This is a genomic window from Paenibacillus sp. FSL W8-1187, assembly GCF_037965485.1.
Lineage (GTDB): Bacteria > Bacillota > Bacilli > Paenibacillales > Paenibacillaceae > Paenibacillus_O > Paenibacillus_O pasadenensis.
This window is the reverse complement of record NZ_CP150181.1, coordinates 4359708-4384538: the sequence shown is the minus strand read 5'-3', so window position 1 is coordinate 4384538 and position 24831 is coordinate 4359708. Positions and strand designations below refer to the sequence as shown.

General features: G+C 59.2%; 25 protein-coding genes and 5 tRNA genes. 24 read left to right on the top strand and 6 right to left on the bottom strand.

All coding sequences use genetic code 11. The features are described 5' to 3' along the window. Positions 1-56 precede the first annotated feature (56 nt). The gene (gene cmpA / locus NYE40_RS18970; protein WP_101808076.1) at positions 57-203 is read right to left on the bottom strand and encodes a cortex morphogenetic protein CmpA; all 147 of its coding nucleotides are present in this window, start codon (positions 201-203) and stop codon (positions 57-59) included. Positions 204-276: 73 nt separating this feature from the next. Beyond that, on the bottom strand, positions 277-630 hold the full coding sequence (locus tag NYE40_RS18965) for a hypothetical protein (RefSeq protein ID WP_028598503.1): 354 nt from the start codon (positions 628-630) through the stop codon (positions 277-279). A 96-nt stretch (positions 631-726) separates the two neighbouring features. On the opposite strand from NYE40_RS18965, the gene NYE40_RS18960 reads away from it, so the two are divergent. From NYE40_RS18960 to NYE40_RS18935, 6 genes are all read left to right on the top strand, one after another. After that, complete coding sequence (locus NYE40_RS18960) at positions 727-1203, top strand: SprT family protein (RefSeq protein ID WP_028598502.1); 477 nt, start codon at positions 727-729, stop codon at positions 1201-1203. Positions 1204-1234: 31 nt separating this feature from the next. Then, positions 1235-1310, top strand: a tRNA-Asn gene (locus NYE40_RS18955). Between the two features lie 5 nt (positions 1311-1315). Beyond that, a tRNA-Ser gene (locus NYE40_RS18950) sits at positions 1316-1406 on the top strand. Between the two features lie 161 nt (positions 1407-1567). Further along, a tRNA-Glu gene (locus NYE40_RS18945) sits at positions 1568-1642 on the top strand. A gap of 9 nt (positions 1643-1651) precedes the next feature. Next, positions 1652-1727, top strand: a tRNA-Lys gene (locus tag NYE40_RS18940). Between the two features lie 29 nt (positions 1728-1756). After that, a tRNA-Leu gene (locus tag NYE40_RS18935) sits at positions 1757-1842 on the top strand. Positions 1843-1972: 130 nt separating this feature from the next. Here NYE40_RS18935 and NYE40_RS18930 read toward each other — a convergent pair. Beyond that, on the bottom strand, positions 1973-2401 hold the full coding sequence (locus NYE40_RS18930; RefSeq protein WP_028600464.1) for a DUF4183 domain-containing protein: 429 nt from the start codon (positions 2399-2401) through the stop codon (positions 1973-1975). Between the two features lie 226 nt (positions 2402-2627). On the opposite strand from NYE40_RS18930, the gene NYE40_RS18925 reads away from it, so the two are divergent. The 13 genes from NYE40_RS18925 (at position 2628) to NYE40_RS18865 (ending at position 18029) form a co-directional block, all read left to right on the top strand. Continuing rightward, entirely contained in the window at positions 2628-2870 is a 243-nt protein-coding gene (locus NYE40_RS18925) for a hypothetical protein (protein ID WP_244912728.1), read from the top strand. A gap of 481 nt (positions 2871-3351) precedes the next feature. Then, positions 3352-4308: an ABC transporter permease subunit gene (locus tag NYE40_RS18920; RefSeq protein WP_028600466.1), complete on the top strand. Its 957-nt coding sequence runs from the start codon at positions 3352-3354 to the stop codon at positions 4306-4308. A 51-nt stretch (positions 4309-4359) separates the two neighbouring features. Then, the gene (locus tag NYE40_RS18915) at positions 4360-5247 is read left to right on the top strand and encodes a carbohydrate ABC transporter permease (protein WP_339280077.1); all 888 of its coding nucleotides are present in this window, start codon (positions 4360-4362) and stop codon (positions 5245-5247) included. A 127-nt stretch (positions 5248-5374) separates the two neighbouring features. After that, positions 5375-7078: an extracellular solute-binding protein gene (locus tag NYE40_RS18910; RefSeq protein ID WP_339278790.1), complete on the top strand. Its 1704-nt coding sequence runs from the start codon at positions 5375-5377 to the stop codon at positions 7076-7078. A 115-nt stretch (positions 7079-7193) separates the two neighbouring features. Then, entirely contained in the window at positions 7194-7982 is a 789-nt protein-coding gene (locus NYE40_RS18905; RefSeq protein WP_339278789.1) for a response regulator, read from the top strand. Between the two features lie 8 nt (positions 7983-7990). Continuing rightward, the gene (locus NYE40_RS18900) at positions 7991-9805 is read left to right on the top strand and encodes a sensor histidine kinase (RefSeq protein ID WP_339278788.1); all 1815 of its coding nucleotides are present in this window, start codon (positions 7991-7993) and stop codon (positions 9803-9805) included. Between the two features lie 81 nt (positions 9806-9886). Continuing rightward, positions 9887-10957 (top strand): M42 family metallopeptidase, encoded by a 1071-nt coding sequence (locus NYE40_RS18895; protein ID WP_028600470.1) that lies wholly within the window; start codon positions 9887-9889, stop codon positions 10955-10957. Positions 10958-11498: 541 nt separating this feature from the next. After that, positions 11499-13259, top strand: coding sequence for an ABC transporter substrate-binding protein (locus NYE40_RS18890; protein WP_339278787.1), 1761 nt, complete (start codon positions 11499-11501; stop codon positions 13257-13259). A 213-nt stretch (positions 13260-13472) separates the two neighbouring features. Continuing rightward, the gene (locus NYE40_RS18885; RefSeq protein WP_153784158.1) at positions 13473-14441 is read left to right on the top strand and encodes an ABC transporter permease; all 969 of its coding nucleotides are present in this window, start codon (positions 13473-13475) and stop codon (positions 14439-14441) included. Next, the gene (locus NYE40_RS18880) at positions 14438-15409 is read left to right on the top strand and encodes an ABC transporter permease (protein ID WP_153784157.1); all 972 of its coding nucleotides are present in this window, start codon (positions 14438-14440) and stop codon (positions 15407-15409) included. The genes NYE40_RS18885 and NYE40_RS18880 overlap by 4 nt, the downstream gene beginning before the upstream one ends. After that, the gene (locus tag NYE40_RS18875; RefSeq protein WP_339278786.1) at positions 15376-16413 is read left to right on the top strand and encodes an ABC transporter ATP-binding protein; all 1038 of its coding nucleotides are present in this window, start codon (positions 15376-15378) and stop codon (positions 16411-16413) included. The genes NYE40_RS18880 and NYE40_RS18875 overlap by 34 nt, the downstream gene beginning before the upstream one ends. Beyond that, entirely contained in the window at positions 16410-17438 is a 1029-nt protein-coding gene (locus NYE40_RS18870; RefSeq protein WP_339278785.1) for a dipeptide ABC transporter ATP-binding protein, read from the top strand. Before NYE40_RS18875 ends, NYE40_RS18870 begins: the two co-directional genes overlap by 4 nt. 189 nt (positions 17439-17627) lie before the next feature. Then, positions 17628-18029 (top strand): DUF2500 domain-containing protein, encoded by a 402-nt coding sequence (locus tag NYE40_RS18865; RefSeq protein WP_180968393.1) that lies wholly within the window; start codon positions 17628-17630, stop codon positions 18027-18029. A gap of 301 nt (positions 18030-18330) precedes the next feature. On the opposite strand, the gene NYE40_RS18860 is transcribed toward NYE40_RS18865, so the two are convergent. The 3 genes from NYE40_RS18860 to NYE40_RS18850 all read right to left on the bottom strand — a co-directional run bounded on the left by NYE40_RS18860 (position 18331) and on the right by NYE40_RS18850 (position 20875). Beyond that, positions 18331-19317, bottom strand: coding sequence for a lipoate--protein ligase (locus tag NYE40_RS18860; RefSeq protein WP_101808069.1), 987 nt, complete (start codon positions 19315-19317; stop codon positions 18331-18333). A gap of 138 nt (positions 19318-19455) precedes the next feature. Next, positions 19456-19686, bottom strand: coding sequence for a hypothetical protein (locus NYE40_RS18855; protein WP_028600476.1), 231 nt, complete (start codon positions 19684-19686; stop codon positions 19456-19458). A gap of 292 nt (positions 19687-19978) precedes the next feature. Beyond that, positions 19979-20875 carry a phosphatidylinositol-specific phospholipase C/glycerophosphodiester phosphodiesterase family protein gene (locus NYE40_RS18850; RefSeq protein ID WP_052333601.1) on the bottom strand — a complete coding sequence of 299 codons (897 nt, stop codon included), beginning with the start codon at positions 20873-20875 and terminating at the stop codon, positions 19979-19981. A gap of 161 nt (positions 20876-21036) precedes the next feature. Here NYE40_RS18850 and NYE40_RS18845 point away from each other — a divergent pair, with 161 nt between their 5' ends. From NYE40_RS18845 to galU, 5 genes are all read left to right on the top strand, one after another. After that, positions 21037-21474, top strand: a complete 438-nt coding sequence (locus NYE40_RS18845; protein ID WP_101808068.1) for a GtrA family protein — start codon at positions 21037-21039, stop codon at positions 21472-21474. Positions 21475-21953: 479 nt separating this feature from the next. Beyond that, positions 21954-22256: a hypothetical protein gene (locus NYE40_RS18840; protein WP_101808067.1), complete on the top strand. Its 303-nt coding sequence runs from the start codon at positions 21954-21956 to the stop codon at positions 22254-22256. Between the two features lie 115 nt (positions 22257-22371). Then, a complete protein-coding gene (locus NYE40_RS18835) occupies positions 22372-23145 on the top strand; it encodes a Wzz/FepE/Etk N-terminal domain-containing protein (protein ID WP_043111925.1) in 774 nt (257 codons plus the stop codon). Continuing rightward, positions 23126-23824 carry a CpsD/CapB family tyrosine-protein kinase gene (locus NYE40_RS18830; protein ID WP_028600479.1) on the top strand — a complete coding sequence of 233 codons (699 nt, stop codon included), beginning with the start codon at positions 23126-23128 and terminating at the stop codon, positions 23822-23824. Before NYE40_RS18835 ends, NYE40_RS18830 begins: the two co-directional genes overlap by 20 nt. A 92-nt stretch (positions 23825-23916) precedes the next feature. After that, a complete protein-coding gene (gene galU, locus NYE40_RS18825) occupies positions 23917-24831 on the top strand; it encodes a UTP--glucose-1-phosphate uridylyltransferase GalU (protein WP_043111928.1) in 915 nt (304 codons plus the stop codon).

Sequence of the window (24831 nt, the reverse complement as noted above, 5' to 3'; positions counted from 1 at the left end):
CGGGGGAGAGGCCTTTGGCTTGCTTGCAGGCGGCGAACCGCGTCCGGGCCGGCGCGTCAGCCGTCCTGGCGGACCGCTTCCTCGTCCGGCTTGGCGGCCTGCTTCGTCCGATAATAGAACCAGCAATCGTTCAGCAGGCGCACCTGCCGGAGATCCTTCTTCTGGAAGGCGCGCATCAGTTGGCTGCTCAGCCATTGCGGCATCCGCATCGTCCTCCTTCTGCCGTTCGTGATCTACACAGCATATGGAGGAAAAGGCGATCAGGTGCAGGTCCAATCAGTCTTCGTACTCTTCCTCGTACCATTGCTCCAGCTGCGCGAGCAGCGCGCGGATCTCGGTCAGCAGCGAGATGAGCGGGTAGGACTTCTCCGGAATTTCCTTGAAGGAGCGCTCGAGCTGCTCCAGATGCTCGAGCCCGCTCTGCGTCGGCAAGCCGCGCTCATGCAGCTCGGAGGGGGAGAACTCGGCGATGCAGCGTGCGAGCGGCGGCACCTCGGCAGCCGTCAGCTTGTCGAGCTCCTTGTGCAGCCGCAGATTGAGCGCGGACAGCTGATAGGCGTGCGTATCGGGCATTTCCACCAGGGAGAGCTGGCCTCCAAGCTGGAACAGAACATACTTCATCGTAGGCATGGCGAAACATCGGGCTCCTCTCGCGGTCGATCATTCGTCTACTTGACAGTGTAGCCCAGGATCCCTTTACAATTCAAGGGGAAGGAGGGGACGGGCATGGACGATCGGGAGCTGCAGGCATGGGTGGAGCGCGTCTCGCTGGAGACGTTCGGACTTCCGTTCCGCCACCGGGCCGCCTTCAACCGGAGGCTGTCCTCTACCGGGGGACGCTACTTCATGAAGTCGCATCATATCGAGATCAGCGCGAGGCAGCTCGAGGCTTACGGGGCGGAGGAGACGGAGAAGATCATCAAGCATGAGCTGTGCCACTACCATCTGCATCTGCTCGGACGCGGCTATCGTCATCGCGATCCCGAGTTCAAGGCCTGGCTGGAGCGCTCCGGCGGGTCCCGCTACTGCAAGCCGCTGCCGGACAAAGCCCGTAAAACGCTGCCCTATCGGTACAAGCTCGTCTGCGGAGCTTGCCGCATGGAATATCTCCGCAAGCGCAAGGTCGACCCGGCCCGCTATGTCTGCGGACGATGCCGGGGCCGGCTATCCCTTTACGCGCTTGACACAGCCGGAAGGCCATGATAAATTATGGTCAGGCTTGTTTTGTAAACGTTCCCTGATAGCTCAGTTGGTAGAGCACTCGACTGTTAATCGAGTTGTCACAGGTTCGAGTCCTGTTCGGGGAGCCATTCATGGAGAGATACCCAAGTGGCTCAAGGGGACCCTCTGCTAAGGGGTTAGACTGCGTAAGTGGTGCGAGGGTTCGAATCCCTCTCTCTCCGCCATCTGTTTCATCCAGGAAGGACCGGCAGCGGTCTTTTTTCTTTTTTGTTTTTCGGCAGTGGAGCGCTAAAATGGTTTTATAAAAAAAGCTTGCGTTATCCTGCGGCTTGTGATAAGATCATTCATGTTGCTTCGAGGAACTGGGTTCCGGACAAGCTATCGCGGCCCGTTGGTCAAGGGGTTAAGACACCTCCCTTTCACGGAGGTAACAGGGGTTCGAATCCCCTACGGGTCACCATCTTTTTTAGAGCCATTAGCTCAGTTGGTAGAGCACCTGACTTTTAATCAGGGTGTCGAAGGTTCGAGTCCTTCATGGCTCACCAGTTTTGTTTCCCCTCGTTTTACCTAACGTGCGGTAGTGGTGGAATGGCAGACACGCTATCTTGAGGGGGTAGTGGGCGTACGCCCGTGGAGGTTCGAGTCCTCTCTACCGCACCATACTTCGTCAATCCAACCCTTACTTCGTAAGGGTTTTTTGTTTTCCCGCAATCCGCGGCAAAGAGGCCCCCGTCTCCTAAAGGAAACGAGGGCCTCTTCGGCTTGTCTGGGCGCGCAGCGCGGACCGGCTTCAGCTCGTGATCGTCGAATTGACGATGAGCGAAGGCACCGACGTGCTGGTGGAGGTCGTGCCGTCGTAGGAATGGAATTCCAGAATGACCGGAGTGCCGGGGACGATGTCGGCGGATGCGATCACGACCGTCGTCGGCGACGTCGTCGTGAGCGCTCCTTGCTGCAGCATGCCGTTGACATACACATTGACATAACCGCCGGCAGAGACGACGGGAAGGCTGCCCGTCGGCACGGGGTCTCCTGCATCGTCGAAGAAGCTTTCGGCCGGAATGGTCACCGTGCCGGCTCCGGCGTCGATCATCGGGGCGGTCACCGCCGTGTTGAAGCGGGTTACGGCATCGTCGACAGCCGTGACGGTCGTCGTATCCACGGTGCCGCTCACTGTGCTCGTCACGACGAGGTACGGCTTGATCAGGGAGGGAGGCATGAGAGGATCCTCTCCTTTCCGAGTTGATTCTATAAGATATGAATCCCGCCAGGGGAAAGTGATAGATTCGGGCCCGTTGCGAGCGGATCGGGAAGCTCTGCGGCGAGGTGCGGCCAGCGAGAGCCGGCAGCTCTCCAGCTGGATCGGCGTTCCGGGCGACGGCAGGTCGCGGACGAGCAGCGTGAGTCGGCCCGGCTCGACCGAATAGGCGCGCGGCGGCTGCGGCATGCCGTTGATGTACAGCTGCTGCCAGGTGACCGCGCTCGGAGCGGGGATGTCGCCGATGCCGCCCGCTCCTGGCCCGTATCGCCGGCTGACGCCGTCCGAGCGGGCCAGGAACCCGAAGCGCTCGGCTACGATCGTACGCCGTGCGGCCGCCCGGGACCGGCTCGGCTTGCGCCTGACGGCTCGCGGCTCGCTCCGCCTTTTCCCGGCCTCTCGGCAGCGGCAGGCTCTGCGTCCGGGCTGATCCGTTCGAAGGGGCCGGCCTCTAGTTTTGCGTAGCGCCTCGCTTCCGCCTCTGCGGCGCTTCTTCAGCCTGCTGCACGGCGCCGATCGCGGGGCTCGCAGCAAGGGCTCGCTTTTTCCTCGTTTCGTCATATCTGCTCTCCGCCTTTGCCAAAAGTATATGAGGCGCGGAGCCGGATCGAAACGGCGCTGCCTCCGCTTTGGGCATTTCCGAAGCGGACTCCATTGGAATGGGAGACCGGAATGTGAGGTATGTTAACCTTTTGGCCGGTCTGACGAAAGGCGATGTCAGGTGTAAGCGAAATCAAAATGGTTGGATAACGCATACATTTTTTGTAAGGGTTCACAAATTGCGATCATCTCAATCAAATATGTGATGGAAACTAACATTTCTTTGATTTCTATCATTTTTCGTTGAATGGGCCAGTAGAAGCGCTGTCACGCCCATCCTACAATTAGAAGCGGGGGGAGGAACAATCAACATGGCTCAACTACAAACGGAATTGAACCCGGCGCAACGGCCGAAAAAGAAAACGGTCCTGACCCGCTTCTTCGGACAATGGGACCTGCAGCTGATGGTCATTCCCGCGCTGCTGCTCATTTTCGTCTTCAGCTACATCCCGATGTACGGCGTTATCACGGCCTTTCAGGACTACAACATCTTCAAGGGCATCACAGGCAGCCCGTTCGTCGGTTGGAAGCATTTCGAGCGCTTCTTCAACGATCCGAACTTCACGCGCGTCATGCGCAACACGCTTGTCATCAGCGGGCTTAAGCTCGCCGTCGGCTTCCCGGCCCCGATCCTGCTCGCCCTGCTCCTCAACGAGGTGCGCAACCGCTTCTTCAAGCGAATCGTGCAGACGGTCAGCTACCTGCCGCATTTCCTTTCCTGGGTCATCGTATCCGGCCTCGCCATCTCCATCCTGTCCACGGAGAACGGCAGCCTCAATATGCTCCTGCAATCGCTCAACCTGATCGACGAGCCGCTCAGCTGGCTGAGCATGCCGGAATACTTCTGGACGATCCTCGTCACGACGGGCGTCTGGAAAGAAATCGGCTTCGGCTCCATCGTCTACCTGGCCGCCATCGCCGGTGTCGATCCAAGCCTGTACGAAGCCGCCTCGATGGACGGGGCCAGCCGCTTCAAGCAGATTTTCCTGGTCACGCTCCCGTCGATCATGCCGGTTGTCGTCATCTTCTTCATCCTGGCGGTTGGCAACCTGCTCAGCGCAGGCTTCGAGGATATCCTCCTGCTCGGCAAGGACCCGATTCTGCGGAATGTGTCCGATGTTCTGGATACGTACGTGTACCGGATGGGCATCGAGTCCCAGCGGTTCTCCTATGCGACTGCCGTCGGCCTGTTCAAGGCGATCATCAGCGTAGGGCTGCTGACGCTGGCCAATCTGTTCGCGAGACGTTCCGGCAACAGCCTCTGGTAATCGACACCAAGAATCAGGCCCTTTAAGGAGGAAGCTGCGTTGAAAATCAGGATGAGCAGCGGCGACCGCGTGTTGACCGCCTTCGTCTATCTCTTTCTGGCCCTGCTGGCCCTATCGACATTCTATCCGTTCTGGAACGCGCTCGTCGTCTCCTTGAACAAAGGCATGGATACCGCGCTCGGCGGAATCACCGTCTGGCCGCGTTCCTTCACCTTGGAAAACTACGAAATCGTCTTCCAGGACAAGCGCATCATCCACGCCTTCGGCGTCTCCGTGCTGCGTACGATCATCGGCACCGCCTCCGCGATTCTGTGCACGGCGATCTTCGCCTACGGCATGACCCGAAGCGAGCTGATGGGCCGCAAGTTCTACATGGTCGCCTGCCTGATCACCATGTACTTCAGCGGCGGACTGATCCCGTCCTTCCTGCTGATCCGCCAGCTCGGCCTGTTCGACTCCTTTTGGGTGTTCATCATCCCGTCGCTCATCAGCGTCTGGAACATGATCGTCTTCCGCACCTTCTTCCTCGGTCTCCCGGCCGGTCTGGACGAGTCGGCGAAGATCGACGGCTGCGGCTATTGGGGCACTTTCTTCCGGATCGTGCTGCCGCTCTCCGGACCCGTCATCGCGACACTGTCGCTGTTCACGGCGGTCGCCCATTGGAACGACTGGTTCATGCCGAGCATCTACATCAACAACGAGAACCTGATTCCGATCCAAACGAAGCTGCAGCAGATCCTCAACTCCAACATCATGACCGAGCAGATGCAGCAGCTCGACTCGGCGGCGCAGGCCCGCCTGTCGGCGATGAAGAGCATCACGAGCAAGTCGCTCTCGATGGCGACGATGATGGTGGCGACGCTGCCGATCATCATGGTCTATCCGTTCGTGCAGCGCTACTTCGTCAAGGGCGTTCTGGTCGGTTCTGTCAAGGGCTGATTCGGAGACTTCAGCCCGCATCGGCCGCAAGCACGTACTCTTGGTTTTTAGGCGCGGCGGTCCGCCGAGCGGATGGTCGCGCGTTCAAACATAGCAATCCTTTTATTATTAGAGCTGAGAAAAGGGGATGAACGAGTTGGGCAAATGGAACAAAAACGCGTTCAAAGGCATGGCTCTGGCATTGGCGGCAGCGACTGCGCTGGCCGGCTGTTCGGGCGGAAACAACGGCAACAACGGTGCGGGCAACAGCGGCGCGGCCGAAAATGCAGGCACTCCGAGCGCCTCTCCGGCAGCCTCCGCCGCGCCTGAGGCCGGCGCGGCCTGGACGGTCGGGAGCGAGCCGCTCGAGTACAGCATGTACGGCCATTATGATTGGTACACGATGCCGACATGGGGCGCCGACGAGTCGTCCAAGTGGATCAAGGACAACATGAAGGTCAACGTGACAGCGATCCAGTCGGGCGGCAATGCGGCCCAGAAGCTCAACACGATGATCGCCTCCGGAACGCTTCCCGACGTCATCTGGATGGACCGCGGCGCGGATGTCGAGAAGCTGCGCGCGGCCGACATGCTCGTACCGTTCGACGACTACCTCGACAAATACCCGAACTTCAAAAAATGGGTCGGCGAAGAAGCGATCAACATGCTCCGCTCGAGCGACGGCAAAATCTATCAGTTCCCGAACTGGTACACGTCGCAGCCGATCGGCAACGCCGGCTACGTCGTCAACAAAAAATACTACGAGGCGCTCGGCTCGCCGAAGCTGGAGACGACGGACGACTTCTACAACTATCTGAAAGCCGTCAAGGAGAAATTCCCGAACGTGACGCCGTTCAACCCGGACCTGGCGGTCGATGGACAAGGGCTGGACGTTCTGTACAGCGCCTTCAAAGAAGATGCCAACCTCGCCTCCATCTCCAACCGGGTGGCGATCAGCGGCGACAAGCTGACATCAATTTTCAAGGACGACGTCTTCCGCGAGTCCATGCTGTATGCCTCCAAGCTGTTCCGTGAGAAGCTGATGAGCGCGGATTCCATGACCCAGACGAAGGATCAGGTCAAGGAGAAGGCCTACACGGGAGGAGCGGCCGTCTTCGCCGGCGCAAGCCCGACCGAGTATGGATCCGTTGGCGATGCCGAGCTGAAGAAGAAGGACCCGAACGACGGCTACTTCATGGTCTGGCCGATCCACAAGGAAGGCCTCGACAAGAACAAGATCTTCCCGGGCACGTTCACGCGTCTTGGCTGGAACGTCAGCGTCATCACGAAATCCGCCAAGGATCCGGAAAAGATCTTCGCGTTCCTCGACTGGCTGACCGGTCCTGAAGGCACCCGTACGCTGATCTGGGGACCAGAGGGCAAATACTGGGATGGCCATGACGAGGACGGCTCGCCTAAGTTCACGGAAGCCTACGTCAAGGACGTGGAAGGCCGCACCAAAACGATGGACGCCACCGTCAACCTGCAATGGGTCGGCAACTCCGTCTTCATCGACAAGTCCAAGATGAAATTCGAGTCGACGCTGCCGGAAGCCGAGCAGACTTGGGAGTCGAAGTACCAAAGCACGATTACGTGGCCGACGCAGAAGGACGCGACGGAGTTCATCAACCTCGCGCCTGCGGCCGACTCCGAGGAGGGCATCATCCAGACGAGCGTAGAAGAGATCTGGGATGAGGCTCGCGCCAAGGCGCTGTATGCGAAGAGCGACGAAGAAGTGCTGTCGATCCTCGACAAAGCCGACAAAGATGCCATGGCGATCGGTTATCAGCAGCTGCTTGACTTCAAGACGCAAAAATGGCAAGAAAACAAAACGAAAATGGCGGGCAACTAAGAAGCGACTGTATTCCGGATCCGCTCGCGCTATACTAGAGGAAAGTCCGCCGTCCCGGCCGGGACGGCGGTTTTTCTTTCATGGAACAGGACCGAAACGCGAAGGAGGGGGCTCCGTGAAGTATAAGGTTCTTCTTGTCGACGACGAGGAGCTGGACTTGAAGGGGATGCTCGCATTCATTCCGTGGGAGCAGCTCGGGCTGGAGGTCGTAGGAGCCGTGCACAACGGTTATGACGCTTATGCGATTCTGGAGCGGGAGCGGATCGACATCTTGGTGACCGATGTCCATATGCCGAGAATGAACGGGCTGGAGCTGGCGGAGAAGGCGCTTTCTTTATATTCTTCCTTGCGGGTCATCTTCGTGAGCGGGTATCAGGATTTCCACTATGTAAAGCAGGCGCTGCAGCTCCGCGCCTGGGGGTATGTGCTCAAGCCGATGGACGACTCGGAGCTCGAAGCGGCGCTGCTGAAACTCGTGCAGCAGCTCGACGGGGAGAAGGAGGCGCTGGCGGCCGCTTCTGCGGCGGCCTCCGACGCCAAGGAAGAGGCTCGGCCTTCCGGAGCGGCCGGCAAGGGAAGCTCCAAAAACGCCAAGCTCATCATCGAGATGACGGCGTTCATCGAGGAGCATCTGCATGAAAATCTGACGCTGAAGCTGCTGGCGGACGAATTTTCCTTTTCGCCCAATTATCTCGGCGCGCTGTTCAAGGAAGAGACGGGAGTGAACTTCAGCGAGCATCTCATCGATCGGCGCATGCGCAAGGCCGGGGAGCTGCTGCGCGAGACGAGGCTGCGCATCTACGAGATCGCCGACAAGGTCGGCTATCGGTACATGCCGTATTTCAGCCGTCAGTTCAAGGAAACGTTCGGGGTCACGCCCAACGAATATCGAAGAATGGGATGAGCGGCGCTATGGATCGGAAAAAGAACTACATCCCGTTCGGCATCAAGCTTTTCGCATCCTATATGCTGCTGACGATCGTGCCGCTGGCGATTCTCGGCTATGTCGCCAACATGGTCCTGTCGGAATCGGTTCGTTCCCAGACGGAGAGCAGCCTGCGCGGCACGCTGCGGCAGATGGAGGACAACATTCAGTACAAGGTCGGAGATACGAAGCGGCTGAGCGACGCGCTGTATTACGACACGACGCTCGCCCGGTCGATCCGTCATGCGGAAGCCGGCTGGGTCAGCTATGAAGCGACCAAAAAAGTGCTGATGCCCAAGTTTTGGGCGACGCTCGATTCGACGAACCGCCAAATGCGGCTCAGCGTCTATTTGAAGAACGAATCGATCTCGGAGGTGTATTATACCGCCGATCCCGGGACGGATATTGTCGCGGTCAAGAACCGCTTTTACGAGATGCTGCATCTGAGCCGCATCGAGAACGAATCCTGGTATCGCATGTTCCCGGAGGAGAAATACGGCTCTACGCTCGTCTGGATGCAGGTGGGCGACGACGCTGAGCATGGCCGCATCTCGCTGCTTCGGCGGCTCGTCGATACGAGCCAGGCGACCGGCTTGCGGGAGGTCGGCATGATTCGCATCAGCGTCTTTCTGAGCGATCTGTTCGAAAGCGTGGATGCGAGCAAGCTGATCCGCGGCAGCGCCTTGCAGATCGAGACGAAGGACAAGCAGATTATGTTCGCCTCAGGGCCGCGAGAAGAAGCTTCGTCCACCTGGAAGGGCATGCCGGCGGATCGTCATCTGATCATTCAGGACCATCTGCCGGATCTGAGCTACAATCTCGTGGCGGCGATCCCGATCGACGTACTGGAATCGGGCTCCCGCAAGATCACCTGGATTACGATGCTTGTCTGCGTGCTGAGCGCGATCGTCATCGCTGCGGTCGCGTTGACGGTGACGAGAGCGTTCATGAAGCGGATCAACAAGATCATCCATATCCTGCAAGCGTTCAGCCAAGGCAGCTACAGCAAGCGCATCCGCTACCGCGGCCAGGACGAGTTCGCGCAGATCGCCGACTCGCTCAATGCGCTCGGGGCCAGGACCGACAATCTGATCCAGGAGGTCTATCTGACCAACCTGCGCAAGAAGGAGGCGGAGCTCGAGTCGCTGCAGGCCCAGATCAATCCGCATTTTCTCTATAATACGCTGTCCTCGATCAGCCGGCTGGCCAAGTTCGGCGAGGTGGAGAAGCAGCATCGGATGATCATGAACCTGGCGAAGTTCTACCGCATGTCGCTCAACGAAGGCAAGACGATCATCCCCGCGGGCAACGAGCTTGAGCAAATCCAGGCGTACCTGGCCATTCAGCAGGTCAAGTACGGCGACCGGGTAAGCGTGACGTATGAGTGGGACGCGGAGGTGAACCGCTTCATGATGACGAAGCTGCTGCTGCAGCCGTTCGTCGAGAACGCGCTGGAGCATGCGTGGAAGGGCGACCGGATCGAGCTGGCGATCGGCGCCAAGCTGCTCCGCGAGGATAGCGGCTTATGTCTCGAATTCTGGGTCCGCGACGACGGGATCGGCATGCCTCGGGAGCGGGTGGAGGAGCTGTTCTCCGACCGCCAGCCCGTGCGGCGCGGCTACGGCATCCGCAACGTCCACGAGCGCATCCAGCTGTATTATGGAGCTCCTTACGGCGTTCGCATCGAGAGCGATCCGGCTTGCGGCGGCACTCTCGTCCGCATCCGCATCCCGGCGCGCCGAGGCATGGAAGGGGCGTCCGCCTCGGTGGACGAGCTGCTTGAGGGACAGGCGGGCGGCTGAGCGGACCCGCTCGAACGGTTTTGGCATCCATCCTGGCATGCGCTATACTGGAATCATTCGGGTAGCAGGAGGTCAAGCAGGATGAATCAGGAAACGATGGAGCTGTTCCGCACGATTACCGAGATGAGGGCCGTGCCGGGACAGGAGCTGGAGCTGCGCCGGTTCGTGGAGGCTGAGCTCAAGCGGCATACGGACGAGCTTGTCCACGACCGCCTCGGAAGCGTCTTCGGCGTCTTTCGCGGCGACGAGCAGGGGCCGCGCATCATGGTGGCCGGCCATATGGACGAGGTCGGCCTGATGGTGACGGCGATCACCGAGAGCGGCATGCTGAAGTTCGTGACGCTAGGCGGCTGGAACGCCCAGACGATGCTGGCGCAGCGCATGGAGGTCGTCACGGACGACGGGCCGGTCATCGGCGTCATCGGCTCGACGCCGCCGCATCTGCTCGACGATGCCGCGCGCAGCAAGGTCGTCGACATCAAGTCGATGTACCTCGATGTCGGCGCGGACAACCGCGAGGACGCGATGTCCATGGGCATCCGTCCCGGCCAGGCGATCGTGCCGGTATGTCCATTCACGCCGATGGCCAATCCGAAGAAGATCATGGCGAAGGCCTGGGACAACCGCTACGGCGTCGGCCTGGCGCTGGAGCTGGCTCAGGAGCTCAAGGGCGCCGAGCATCCCAATGTGATCTATACGGGCGCTACCGTTCAGGAGGAGGTCGGCCTGCGCGGAGCGCGGACCGCGGCCAATCTCGTGCAGCCGGACCTGTTCCTGGCGCTCGACGCGAGTCCGGCGGCCGACTCCACCGGCGACCGGACCGCGATGGGCCAGCTTGGCAAAGGCGCGCTGCTGCGCGTCCAGGATCCGGGCATGATCACCCACCGCGGCTTGGTCGAGCTCATCCGGGATACGGCGGAGACGGAGGGCATCCGGTACCAGTACTACTTCTCGCAGGGCGGCACGGATGCCGGACAGGTGCATCTGTCGGGCATCGGCGTTCCGTCCGCGGTCATAGGCTTGCCGGCCCGCTATATCCATACCGCCGCCGCCATCATGCATGTCGACGACTACGACGCGGCCAAGCAGCTGCTGTTCCGGCTGGTCCGCAAGCTCGACCGAAGCACGTTCGAGACGATTCTGTCCCGGTAAGGGAGAGGCGTCGGGCTAGCGCGAAAGACCCCTGAGGAGGGGTCTTTTTTCATGGAACGGGTCCGCTTTTTGTCCTAAAAGGAGAAGCCCGGCGAGGGACGGACTTCACCTTAATGGGATATGGTGGCAATTATGGAGGGATAATTACAACATCAAGTTAACGTATTGCTTTTATATTGCGTTAAAGCGTTGCATTAAAAAACAACAAAATTATACGAAAAATAATGGCTTTTTGCTTCAATTTGTACTGTGTCCAGCATTCGTTTCAAATCGAAATAAAAGCGTCAGATTTCCTGACATTTTGTTTGAATATCCCGAAAATCGAATACTTATCTCACATTCTCACTTCATTGATAATGGCCTCTAAACCTAACAACGGTCTAACTGAAAGCGCTGCCCGATGAAAAAAGATTCTATGCATATTTATGCGATCAATAAAATTTTAATTATTTTCAGACATATCTATATTCTAACGTTAAAAAAGGTGCTACAATGAGACCGGAAAAACACAGTTTTGGCTAGAGCCAAGGAGGAATGTGGAGTGGCAGCTTCATCGTTTAAGTGGAAAGCCATGATTGCCAGCTTGTCCGTTATGGGGGTCATCGCCGCAGGCTGCGGCAACAATGACAACGGCACGAACACCGCCGGAAACACAAATACACCGGCGACGAACACCGCGAACGAGGGAGCGGCGTCCCCGGCTCCGTCGGCTGAGCCTTCCGGCCCGGTCAAGGGCGGCACGCTGACGATCGGTACGTTCTCCGACATCGTCAACGCGAACCCGATTTACATCGCAGATACCTCTTCCGGCGATGCCGCGTACTTCATGTTCTCCAACCTGCTCGACTACGATGCGGGCGGCAACGTCGTCGCCGAGCCTTGGTCCCTGCTCGAAGCTCTTCCGGAAATTTCGGCAGACAGCCTGACGTACACGCTGAAGCTGAAGGCGAACGCCAAGTGGAGCGACGGCCAGCCGGTGACGGCGGACGACATCGCGTTCACGTTCAACACGATCAAGGATCCGGCCGCGGCTGCCCCTGGCATCAGCACCTTCGACAAAGTGGACAAGGTTGAAGTCATCGATCCGCAAACGGCCAAAATTACGATGAAGACCGTTTACGCTCCATTCCTGAACGCGCTCGTAACCAACGTCGTTCCTTCTCATATCCTGAAGGACGTGCCGGCAGCCGAGCTGCAAAGCAATCCTTACGGCACCGATCCGGCCAAGACCGTCACGAACGGACCTTGGAAATGGACGGAATGGAACCAGAAGCAATACCTGTCGTTCGAAAAGGACGCCAACTACTGGGCGAAGGACGTCAACGACGTCAACATCGACAAGATCATCTACAAAATCTATGCGGACCAAAACACGACGGTGCAAGCGGCCATCAAAGGCGATGTCGACATGGTCGGCGGCATTCCGGTTACCCAAGTCGAAGCCGTCAAGGCGAAAGAGAACCTTACCGTCGAGCTGGAGCCAGGTCCGCTGTACGAGTACATGAGCTTCAACTTCAACAAGATGAACTGGGGCGGCAAGGAGTCTCCGTTCACGGGCGAAAAGACGCGTCAAGCGATCGCTTATGCGATCAACCGCCAAGGCGTGCTTGAAAACATCCTCAAAGGCACCGGCAAGGCGCTCAACGCTCCATTCCTGCCAGGCACATGGGCGGATCCGGGCAGCGACGCGGTCAATTATGACTACAATGTCGAAAAAGCGAAGCAGCTGCTGGCCGAAGACGGCTGGAAAGACAGCAACAACGACGGCACGGTCGACAAGGACGGCTTCGAGTTCAAATTCGAGCTGCAGTACAACTCCGGCAACAGCCGCCGCGAAGCGGTATCCGCCGTCATCCAGCAGAACCTGGCTGATATCGGCATCGGCGTAACGACCAAGGGCATCGACTTCTCGTCCTGGATCGAGCAGAACATCACGCCGGGCAAATACCAGGCCGCGCTGCAAGCCTGGTCGCTCAACAGCCCGGATCCGGACAGCGAATCGATCTTCTCGTCCAAGTACTTCCCGCCGAACGGCCAAAACTCCGGCTGGTACAAAAACGAGACGCTGGACAAGCTGTGGGTTGACGGCTACTCCACGACGGATCAAGAGAAGCGCAAAGAGATCTACAAGCAGGTCGCACAGCAGATCTCCACGAACCTGCCTTATGTCTTCCTGTATCAATACGGTACTCCGTCGGTCTACAACAAACGTGTCGTCTTTGGCGACGCTAAGCCGGTGCCAGCGCTCGCTTACGGCGAATACTTCGGCATCAACAAATGGTCGCTGGAAGAAAAGAAATAAGACCCTGTTAGCCTGAGATTCAACCGATAAAGGGGGAAGGGCATTGTCCTTCCTCCTTTATCCTTTCTCCACTTGGAACCCAGCCTTCCCTCGCGATGGGAAGACGGTTTTGCCCTGAGCATAACCGGTCCCGAACGCCTGCTGTCCGGTTCTGCCCGGCGCAAAGCCGCTCATCCGCAACTCAAGCATCCAGCACACAAGGAGGATCCACTTATGGGCGAGTATATGATCCGGCGGACGCTGCAGTCTGTCGTCGTGCTCTTTCTGATCTCCATCTTCACGTTCGGTCTGATCCATGCCGCTCCAGGCGGTCCCACTCAGATCTTCCTCTCCCCCGGCCTGTCGCCGGAAGCAGGCCAGATCCGAGCGGAGCAGCTCGGCCTCAACGATTCGCTGCCGGAGCAATATTTCCGCTGGCTCGGCAACATTCTGACCGGCGATCTCGGCTCGACGTTCAAGAACAACATCCCGGTCGGGGACATTCTGTGGCCGACGGTCAAAAATTCGGTCATCCTGATGGGAGCGACCTGGATCATGACGCTGCTGATCGCCATCCCGTGGGGCATCTATAATAGTACGAAAGAATACGGACTGTCTGACCAGAGCGCTTCCTTCATCTCCTATGTCGGCTTCGCGATGCCGACGTTCTGGTTCGGCATCATCCTACAGAGCTATGTCTCCATCAAGCTAGACTTGCTTCCGCTATCGGACATGTATACGATCGGCAAAGAAGGCAACATTCCCGATCTGCTGATGCATATGGTGCTGCCGGTCTCGGTGCTCACGATTGTCTCGCTGGCCGGCTACCTCAAGTATTCCCGCTCCAGCATGCTAGAGGTGCTGCAGCAGGACTATATCCGCACTGCCCGTGCCAAGGGCGTCAAGGAGAATAAAGTCATCTTCCGGCACGCGCTGCGCAACGCGCTCATTCCGCTCATCACGCTTGTCGGCCTCGATTTGCCGATGCTGGTTGGCGGCGCCGCGGTGGCGGAGGCGGTATTCAACTGGCCGGGCATGGGCCAGCTGTTCGTCCAAATGGCCGTTGCGCGTGAATACTCCGTCCTGATGGCGATCACGCTGCTCGGCGCCGTATTCGTCGTCATCGGCAACCTGATTGCAGACATCCTGTACGCGGCCGCCGATCCGCGCGTGCAGCTATCCAAAGGAGGGAAAGCGGCATGAGCGCACATCTGCAGCCAGCATCCAACGTGGAAGCTCCCGTCAACGCCGCTCCGCTCTCGGAAAAGCCGATCGGTCCTTGGCGTCTCGCCTGGAGCAAATTCAGGCGCAACCCGTTCGCCATGGGCGGCCTGGTCGTCATGCTTCTGTTCATCGTAGCAGCCGTCGCCGCTCCCTGGATCGCTCCGTATGATCCAGCCCGCCAAAATCTGCTGAACGCCAACTTGCGCCCGTTCACCGGCGACCATGTCCTCGGCACGGACGAGCTGGGCCGCGACATTTTCTCGCGGATCATCTTCAGCGGACGCATCTCGCTGACGATCGGCTTCGCCGTCGCAGCCGTCGCCGTCATCATCGGCTCCATTATCGGCGCCATCTCCGGCTACTTCGGCGGCTGGATTGATATTATCCTGATGCGCATCGTCGACGTCATGTACTCCGTTCCGACGCTGTTCCTGAACATCCTGATCGGAGCCATCTTCGGCACGAACTTCATGCTGATGATCATGATCCTGTCGTTCACGAGCTGGATGGGCGTGGCGCGGCTCGTCCGCGGCAACTTCCTGCAGCTGCGCGAGATGCAGTACGTCGAGGCTGCCAAGTCGATCGGCGTCAGCAGCTGGGGCATCATTTTCCGCCATCTGCTGCGCAACTCTAGCTTCCCGATCATCGTCAATGCGACGCTTATGGTCGGCGGCGCGATCCTGGCGGAATCCGCGCTGTCATATCTCGGACTCGGCATCCAGCCGCCAGACACGAGCTGGGGCATGATGCTGAGCAACGCGCAGGAGTTCATGCTGCTTGATCCGATGCAAGGCGTCTACCCGGGCATGTGCATCTTTATCGTCGTTCTGGCTGTAAACTTCATCGGCGACGGCATTCGCGACGCGATGGACCCTCGTCAAAAAGCACAACTTTCTCCAAGGAGGCTGGACCAATGGCGCGCAAAATTCTCGAAGTCAACGAAATGAGTGCCGGCTTCCTCGTGAACAAGGAGATCGTGAAAGCGACCGACCGCATCTCCTTCAACGTGGAAGAGGGAAAGACGCTGTGCATCGTCGGCGAGAGCGGAAGCGGCAAAAGCGTCACTTCCCTCGCCATCATGCGCTTGATCGACTATGCAGGAGGAGCGATCCTCGAGGGCGACATCTCGTTCAACGGCGAATCGCTGTCGGCGAAGGAGCAGGAGGAGATGCGCCGCATTCGCGGCAACCAGATCGCGATGATCTTCCAGGATCCGATGAGCGCGCTCAATCCGGTGTTCACGGTCGGCGACCAGATCGCCGAGAGCCTGCGCCTCCATCAGAACAAATCCGACAAGGATGCGATGAAGGAAGCGGTGGAGCTGCTGCGCCAGGTCGGCATCCCGTCTCCGGAGGTCCGCGCCAAGCAGTACCCGCATGAGCTGTCCGGCGGCATGTGCCAGCGTGTCGTCATCGCCATCGCCCTGGCGTGCCGGCCGCAGCTGCTCATCGCCGACGAGCCGACGACCGCGCTCGACGTGACGGTGCAGGCGCAGATTTTGGACCTGCTCCAGAACCTGCAAAAAGAGACGGGCATGGCGATCATCCTCATCACCCACGACATGGGCGTGGCGGCGGAAGTCGCCGACCGCATCGTCGTCATGTACGCCGGAGGCATCATGGAAGAGGGCTCCGTGGAGGAAATCTTCTCGAAGCCCAGCCATCCGTACACGGTCGGCCTGCTGAAGTCGATTCCCGGCTTCGAGGCGAATGACGGCAACGAGCTGTACACGATCAAAGGCACGATTCCGCGCATCAACCAGCTGCCGACCGGCTGCCGCTTCCATCCTCGCTGCGAGCATGCGATGGACATCTGCCGCAAGCAGGAGCCGGGCTTCTTCCAGATCGGACAGGACCATAAGGCCGCTTGCTGGCTGTTCGAGGAGCATGCCGCCGAGTCGAAGGTTTCGCCGGCGAGAGCGGCGATCGAGCACGGGGAGGTAAGGGTATGAGCAAGCAGCTGTCGAACGAGACGCTCATTGAGATCAAGCACATCAAGAAATACTTCCCGATCAAAAAAGGGCTGCTCAGCCGCGTCGTCGGCCAAGTAAAGGCGGTCGACGATATTTCCCTGGAAATCAAGAAGGGAGAGACGTTCGGCCTCGTCGGCGAGTCCGGCTGCGGCAAATCGACGCTCGGCCGTGTCATCCTGCGCCTGCAGAGCGCGACAGACGGCGAAGTCATCTACAACGGCCAGAACATCCACGCCCTCGGCAGCTCGAAGCTGCGCGACCTTCGCCAGGATCTGCAGATCATCTTCCAGGATCCGTTCGGCTCCTTGAACCCGCGCTTCCTCGTCAGCGACATCATCGGCGAGCCGCTCAAGGTGCATACGAACATGACGGCCGCGCAGATCGACGCCCGCGTCGTCGAGCTGATGGAGCTGGTCGGTCTTGACGCCTCCCGCCGCAATCGCTATCCGCATGAGTTTTCGGGCGGCCAGCGCCAGCGCGTCGGCATCGCGCGCTCGATCGCGCTCAATCCGAAGTTCATCGTCGCGGACGAGGCGGTGAGCGCCCTGGACGTTTCGGTCCAGTCCCAAGTGCTCAATCTGCTGGCCCGACTGCAAAAGGAGCTGGGCCTGACGTTCCTGTTCATCGCCCACGGCCTGAACGTCGTCCGCCACATTTCCGACCGGGTCGGCGTCATGTATTTGGGCAAGCTGGCCGAGGTCGGACCGACGGAGGAGCTGTACAACCAGCCGCTGCATCCGTATACGGCGGCGCTGCTTTCCTCGATTCCGCGTCCGAATCCGGCGCTCAAGCGCGAGCGCATCATCCTTAAGGGCGACGTGCCTTCTCCGGCCAATCCCCCGAGCGGCTGCCGCTTCCATCCACGCTGCCCGATGGCGCAGGATCGCTGCAAGGCGGAGGAGCCGCTGCTCGCCGAAGCGCTGCCGGGCCGTCAGGTCGCCTGCCACTTCCCGCTCGTCGAGGACGGCGCGCTGGAGCGGCTGGCCGCGAGAACTCTCGGCTGATCCATCGAATCGACAAGCTGTTCCTCCAAACCGGCCTGGCCGGCTTGGAGGAACGGCTTTTTTTGACGACAGCGGCTCGGAAAGGGTTCGGATGAGGACGAGTCCGGCCAATCCCTTCGAATAAGCGTCCCGCTCCGACATAAAATGGGACTAAGGAGCCTAAGGTCAGTCATCGGGGAGGGAACGCGAGTGGGAACCGATTCGGGCATCGATTCGATCTTTACGACGGCGGGAACGAGCTTGACGATTCTGATCGCGGTCATCGCGGTCATCATCGGAGCGGGGCTGATCCGCTCGTACGCCAGCTGGAGCCGCAACAGCGCGCAGCCGCTGCTCTCGGTCAAGGCGGCGGTCGTCAGCAAGCGCTCGCGCGTGCGAAGCCAGCAGCCGTACGAGGAAGGGCAGCCGCAGCAGACGAAGACCGATTATTACGCGACGTTCGAGGTGGAAAGCGGAGACCGGATGGAGTTCGCGATCAGCGGACGCGATTACGGCCAGCTGGCCGAAGGCGATATCGGCAAGCTGTCGTTTCGCGGCAGCCGCTTCCAGGGCTTCGAACGCGACAACAACCGCGTCATTCAGTTCGGCTGAAGGCAAGCGGAGCTTGCGCGGCGATTCCGCCGAATATCGTCTTGACCCGGAGGCCGAGCACGGCGCCCGCACCGGATAGAGCCGGATTTCCTCTTGAGGAAATCCGGCATTTTGGCGTGGTTTTCTTTTTCAGGCGAATCCGGAGTTGACTCTCCTGCAAAAGGAGGGTGTACAGCAAGGCAAGGAAAGGAGGAGGGCGCATGCTTGGGGGGGAGCGAAATGGCGGAGGAGAGCGGCGTGACGGTCGACGTATTGAAGATCAGTCGACATGGGAGCTTGCTGGCGTATGGACAAGCTTCTGTCAGAACAGCAGCTGCAGGAATTCGTCCAGCTCGACCGGGCCAAGATAAGGGACGAGATCGACGCCGGCGAGCGCTTCGCGTACCGCTTCGGGCTCATAGCGGATGCCGGACAGCAGCTCCTCCAGCTCGGCGACCTCGGCGATGCCGAAAAAGTCGCCGTAGATCGAGGCTTGCTCGATGCGGCCCGAGGCTACGTTGAGCCGGACGTCGTACGTGCCGGCGGACAGGCGCTTGACTTGCCGCATGTTGAACGCCGGCGAGCGGCCGTAATTCCAGTCCCAGCTGCGATACCGCTCGTCCGCGAGCTTGCGGACGCCTTCCCAGTCGGCTGCGGAGAGCTCGTACGTCTCCGGCGTACGGCCCTCGTACAGCGCCGAGAGCAGGCGGGAGCGGAATTGCTCGACCGACATCGGTTCCTGCAGGAACTCGGAGATGTTGGCGACGCGGCTGCGGACCGATTTGGTCGACTTGGACTTGAACTTCTCCGGATTGACCTTGAGCGCGGAGGCGACATGGGAAATGTCGGATTGGAACAGCAGCGTGCCGTGCGTATACATGCGGCCGCGCGTTGCGAACTGCGCGTTGCCGGATATTTTGCGCTCGCCGACCTGGATGTCGTTGCGTCCGCTCAGCTCGGCCTCGACGCCCATCGAGCGCAGCGCCTCGATGACTGGAGCGGTAAACTTGCGGTAGTTGCGGAACGACTCGCCGTCGTCCTTGGTGATGAAGCTGTAGTTGAGATTGCCGTGATCGTGGTAGACGGCGCCTCCGCCGGAAAGACGGCGCACGACATGGATGCCCTGCTCCTTGACGTACTCCTCGTTGATTTCCTCGAGCGTGTTCTGGTTTTTGCCGATGATGATGGACGGCTCGTTGATGTAGAACAGGAGGTAGTCGTTGTCGGCGGGAAGATGGCGCAGGATGTATTCCTCCAAGGCGAGGTTGAGGGACGGATCGTGCATGTCCCGATTCGAGACGAACAGCATGGCGGCTTCTCCTCCATTGGATAGGATGCTTGCGATGAGAACAATGTACCATATCGGGCAAGCGATTCCCAATTCGGGCAGCAGCAGAAAAAGCCCCGCTCCACGTCATGCGGAGCGGGGCAGGCCTGAGCCATCCGATCAATAAAGCGAGATCGTCAGCGTATCCTTTTCGTTGTACGTATGAAGCGTCGCTTCGCTGCCGGTAATTTCCACGCTGATCAGCGAACGGAGGCTGTTCTTCAGCGAATTCTTGCCGGTAAACAGCTTGCGGTTCATGACCTCGCCCAGTTTATCCAGCGCTTTTTTATTGTTTTGTTCCGTTACATAAACGGGAATTTTTTTGTTTTGAAAGGAAATGAGCGTTCTCATCGCTTTTCACTCCAATTCTTTTCGAGTTGGTCCTGCTTTTATCGGTCTTTCCTCGTCGTTCTTGGTTGTTCTTATTGTAACCAAGCAAGATTAAGAGATTCTTAAAAAAGCGTTATGAAATGGTTACAAAGGCATTGACATGGACGTTTGCAAGCATAAATAGCATGCAATTCGTCTCTTTCATAAAGTAAGTATAATCAAACTTGACAACAGTTGCAACCTCTGATACAAATTTCTTCCCTACAAGGTTTTCTGGATCGAATCCGTCATTCCTGCTTGCGTACGCAAGAGATCAGGAATTTCTTTTGGGCAGCTGGATTCGGGACTGCTCCAGGCGCCCGTACGTCATCGAATCGCTGTAAATGCCATGCACGCCGATCGCCGCCAGATCGCGGATGATCGTCTCGTCGTTGACGGTATGCGCATAGACCGGCACGCGCATGGAAGCGAGCTTGGCGATGAACGGAGCGGACTTCAGGGCGCGGTCCTGCGCCATCGTGATAGCGTCCACCTTCGGTTCCGCGAGGACGAAGTCGAGCACCTGACGCTCGCTGTCCTGCGATTGGTACAACGTATATATATAGGAAGGAAAAGCATGGATGCTTTCCACCCAGCGAAGCATGTCCCGGCTGTAAAGCTGCGGAATGACGCGCTCCAGCACGCCCTCCTTGCCGCTTGCGGCGCGCATCATCGCCTCGAACTGCTGCCGCACTTCTTCCTCGCTCGTTCCTTTCGTATCGGTGACGATCCATAGATCGGGATGGTTTTGCAGCAGCTCGACGATCTGCTCAAAGCTCATCGCGTGGTATCGGCCGTAGATCGGCAAGGAGAGCAAGGGCTCCAGCGGAGCCGGGCGGTCCATCTGCTCGCGGGGGATGACCTGCTTGAAGCGGTCGTACAAATAGTTGCCCCAATCGTGGCGGCTGAGCAAAAAGCCGTCTGTCGTCAGCTGCAGATCGACCTCGAAAACGCGATAGCCGCGTGCATAATTTTGCTCGAAGGCTTCGCGCGAATTTGTAAAGAACAGCTGATCCACCGACCCCATCGCATGAGCGACCAAGGACTGGCTCGTCCAGGCCGGCGGCGGCTCCCGCCAATCCAGCAGGGCGGGCCGGCTGCCGGACAGCAGGGGCAGAGCGGCTGCGGCGAGCGCGATTCCAATCGCAGCCCGCTTTAATCGTTCGAACATGATTTCTCTTTCCTCGCTCTCTCGGAATGCAATCCTATCTATTATATAATCCGAAGCCTTGATTTTCGATCTTTTTCCAGCATTCGGAAGGCGCTTGACGCAAGCCCTTGCGTTGGCTTACGGTTAAAGGCGGAACGTCACTCGGAGTCGGGAAGGAAAGAATGATGGGAACTCTAGTCAAATACGGGCTGACCGGCGTCATGAACACGCTGGTCGATTACGGCGTATTCGCTTTGCTGCATGCGCTGCTCGGCGTCAATTACCTGATCGCCCAGACGGCAAGCTTCGCATGCGGGACAATCAACAGTTATGTGGTGAACCGCAGCTGGACCTTTGGTCGCAGAGGCCGGGCCCAAAAAGCCGAAATGCTTAAATTCCTTGCCGTAAACGGTCTAATGTTCGGATTATCGACCTCCATTTTAGTGCTTTGCGAGGAATGGCTCGGCTGGAATGCGCTGATCGGCAAAGCGATTTCGATCATTGCCGCTACTGGAATCGGATTCATCCTGAATCGGCTGTGGGTATTTCGAGAATCGGGGCCAGCGGACGAGGCGACCAAAGTCGCGAGCCTTGTCGAATCGGAGCCGGGAAAGAGCTGATCCGGGAAAATCGACGGGGAAGCTGATTCGCAAGTCCTTGTCCTGCCGCCGGCCCGGCAAGGCCATGTCAGCTGATCCGTCACCGTCAAAGACCGAAAAAGCCGCTCTGCGAGCGAGATTTTCGGTCTTTTTCACGTTGACCGGATCATGAGTCCGAAGTCATTGGCGCTGGCGAAGCGAACGTTTTCTAGGAATAGGAAAGGGAGCGCATACATGGCAGTGGAAGCGGAAACAAATCTGAATATTCATGCGGGGCTTCCAGCCGGAAGTAGGAGAGGAGGCGTGAAAACCGGGCATGAAAATGAACAGGAAAGACTAATCCGAAACATGCCTTTCTTCCCTCAACCAGTTGCTACTATTTGTGTCATAATCGTTACGAACAAGCTATCCCCTGTCGGATGCTTGTCCGTAAAGCGAAGCGGTTTCTGACGGCTGTTGTCTGATCCATGCGAAGTCTGATGATTCGGGGAGGAACCGATATGGCGCTTCAAAAGCAGGCGGAAGAGGGATCGCTGACTGCGAAGCGGGAGAGGCTGCGCGCTTTTTTCGATCGCCTGGCGCTGGACGAGACGCTGGGGGCGAACGGACCGAGAGCCTCCGTCCGGGCGGACCGTGCGCTCGCTTCGGCCGGCGCGGGCTCGCCTGCGGATGCGGCCGGGCTGCTGACCGGACTGTTGCGGGAACGCGGCATCGCCGATTGCGTCGAGCAGCTGGTGGAGCATGTGCTGCGCGGAGGCAGCGTCGAGGCGTTCCTTCAGAGAGCGGACGATAAGCGAAGATAGAGCAGACAAAGGAGAAGGATCCGATGGATGCTATTTTTTTTCCTTGAAAGTTCTCGTTTCGAATAATTAAAACTATTTAATAACTCGTTTAGAATTCTCATTTGGAGGGGACATCTTGGAACTCAACCACTACCTGTTCATTATCCGCAAGCGCCTCTGGATGATCGCGGCCATCGTCGTCATCAGCGGCTCGCTCGCGGCGACCTACTCTTACTGGTATGCGAAGCCGCAGTACGAAGCCTCGGCCAAGCTGCTCGTCGGCCAGGTAAAGGATGGCGGAGGGCTGATGTCCAGTCTGGATCTGAATCTCATCAACAGCAATATCCAGCTCATCAAAACCTACAAGGAAATCATCAAGACGCCGCGCATCATGCAAATCGTCGCCGAGGAATATCCTCAGCTGCATCAGACGGCCGGCGAGCTCGCCGGCAAGGTGACCGTCAGCTCGGTCAACGACACGCAGGTCATGTCGGTCACGGCCAGGGACGGCAGCTATGAGAGCGCGGCGCGGATCGTGAACGCCGTCTCCGTCGTGTTCTCCAACGAGATTCCGAAGCTGCTGCAGGTCGACAACGTCTCGATCCTCAATCAGGCGGATCCGCAGGCGGTGGCCGCCCCGGTCGCCCCGAACGCGAAGCTCAACATCGCGATGGCGCTGGCGCTCTCGCTGCTCGCGGCGCTGGGCCTGGCGTTCCTGCTGGAGTATCTGGACGATACGATCAAGACCGAGGAGGATGTCGCGGAGGTGCTCGGGCTTCCGGTGCTGACCGTCATTCCGAAATTCAAGGACAGCGAGGCGCTGCCGCCAGCCGGCACGCATCGGGACAAGAAACCGTTGCCGGCCGCGGGCCGAGTAGGGAGGAAAAGCAATGTCACGCTCGACGCGTAGCTGGAGCCTGATCGCCCAGAACAATCCGAAATCGCCGATCTCCGAGTCGTACCGCATGCTGCGGACGGGGGTCGAATATGCCGGCGTCGACGAGCCGGTCGACCTGCTCATGGTCACTTCCTGCCGAGCCGGAGAAGGAAAAAGCACGACATCGGCCAATGTGGCGGTGACATTCGCGCAGACCGGACAGAAGGTGCTGCTCATCGACGCGGACATGCGCAAGCCGTCGCAGCATCATATCTTCGGACTGTCGAACCGCGCGGGACTGACCTCCGTGCTGCAGGGAAGATGCAGCCTCGCCCAAGGCATCCAGGAAACGTCGGTGGAAGGACTCGACGTGCTGACCGCCGGCCAGACGCCGCCCAATCCGTCGGAGATGCTCGGCTCCAAGGCGATGACGTCGCTGCTGGAGCTGGCCAAGGGCAGCTACGACCGGGTCGTCATCGATACGCCGCCGATCATGGCGGTGACCGACGCGCAGATCGTCGCCGGCAAATGCGACGGCGTGCTGCTCGTCATCGACTCCGGCAAGGTGAAGAGCGATATCGCCCGCAAGGCGAAGGCGGTGCTGGAGCAGGCCGGCTCGCGGCTGCTCGGCGTCGTGCTCAACAACGTGGACCGCTCGAGCGGTAGCGGCTATTACTATTACTACTACGGCGGGGAAGAGCAGCAGGGCTGAAGCCGAGGCTGTCCGCGGACAGACCGGCCCGGACCGGAGCAGGGCGGGCCGAGCGTCAACCACCAATTCGATCCAAAGAAGGGATGAGGGGCATGCAAAAAGTAAGGAAAGCGATTATCCCTGCCGCAGGGCTCGGAACGAGGTTCCTGCCCGCGACGAAGGCGATGCCGAAGGAAATGCTGCCGATCGTCGACAAGCCGACCATCCAGTACATCGTGGAGGAAGCGATCGAATCCGGCATCGAGGACATCATCGTCGTCACCGGCAAGGGCAAGCGGGCGATCGAGGATCATTTCGACATCGCCTTCGAGCTCGAGCATACGCTGGCGGAGAAGGGCAAGCTCGACATCCTCGAAAAGGTGCGCCGCTCCTCCAACGTCGAGATCCACTACATCCGCCAGAAGGAAGCGAAGGGGCTCGGCCATGCCGTCTGGTGCGCCCGCAACTTCATCGGCGACGAGCCGTTCGCGGTGCTGCTCGGCGACGACATCGTGCAGTCGGACATCCCGTGCACGAAGCAGCTCATCGAGCAGTACGAGCGCTCCGGCAAGTCGGTCATCGGCGTGCAGACGGTCGGCGTCGACCAGACGCATCGCTACGGCATCGTCGATCCGATCGGCCATATCGAAGTGCCGCAGAGCCGGCTGCACGGCGTCAGCCGCTTCGTCGAGAAGCCCGCTCCGGGCGAGGCGCCGTCGAATCTGGCGATCATGGGCCGGTACGTGCTGACGCCGGAGATCTTCGACTTTCTCGGGAGGCAGGAGGTCGGCGCAGGCGGAGAAATCCAGCTGACCGACGCGATCCAGCGGCTCAACGAGAGCCAGGGCGTATTTGCCTACGACTTCGAAGGCATCCGCTATGACGTGGGGGAAAAGCTCGGCTTCATCCTGACGTCGCTGGAGTTCGCGATACGCAACCCTGAGCTGCGCCATCCGCTGCTGTCGGAGATGAGCGAGATGCTCGAGCGCGAGCTCGGCCGGGGCCTGATGGCGGCGCGGGGCGAGTAG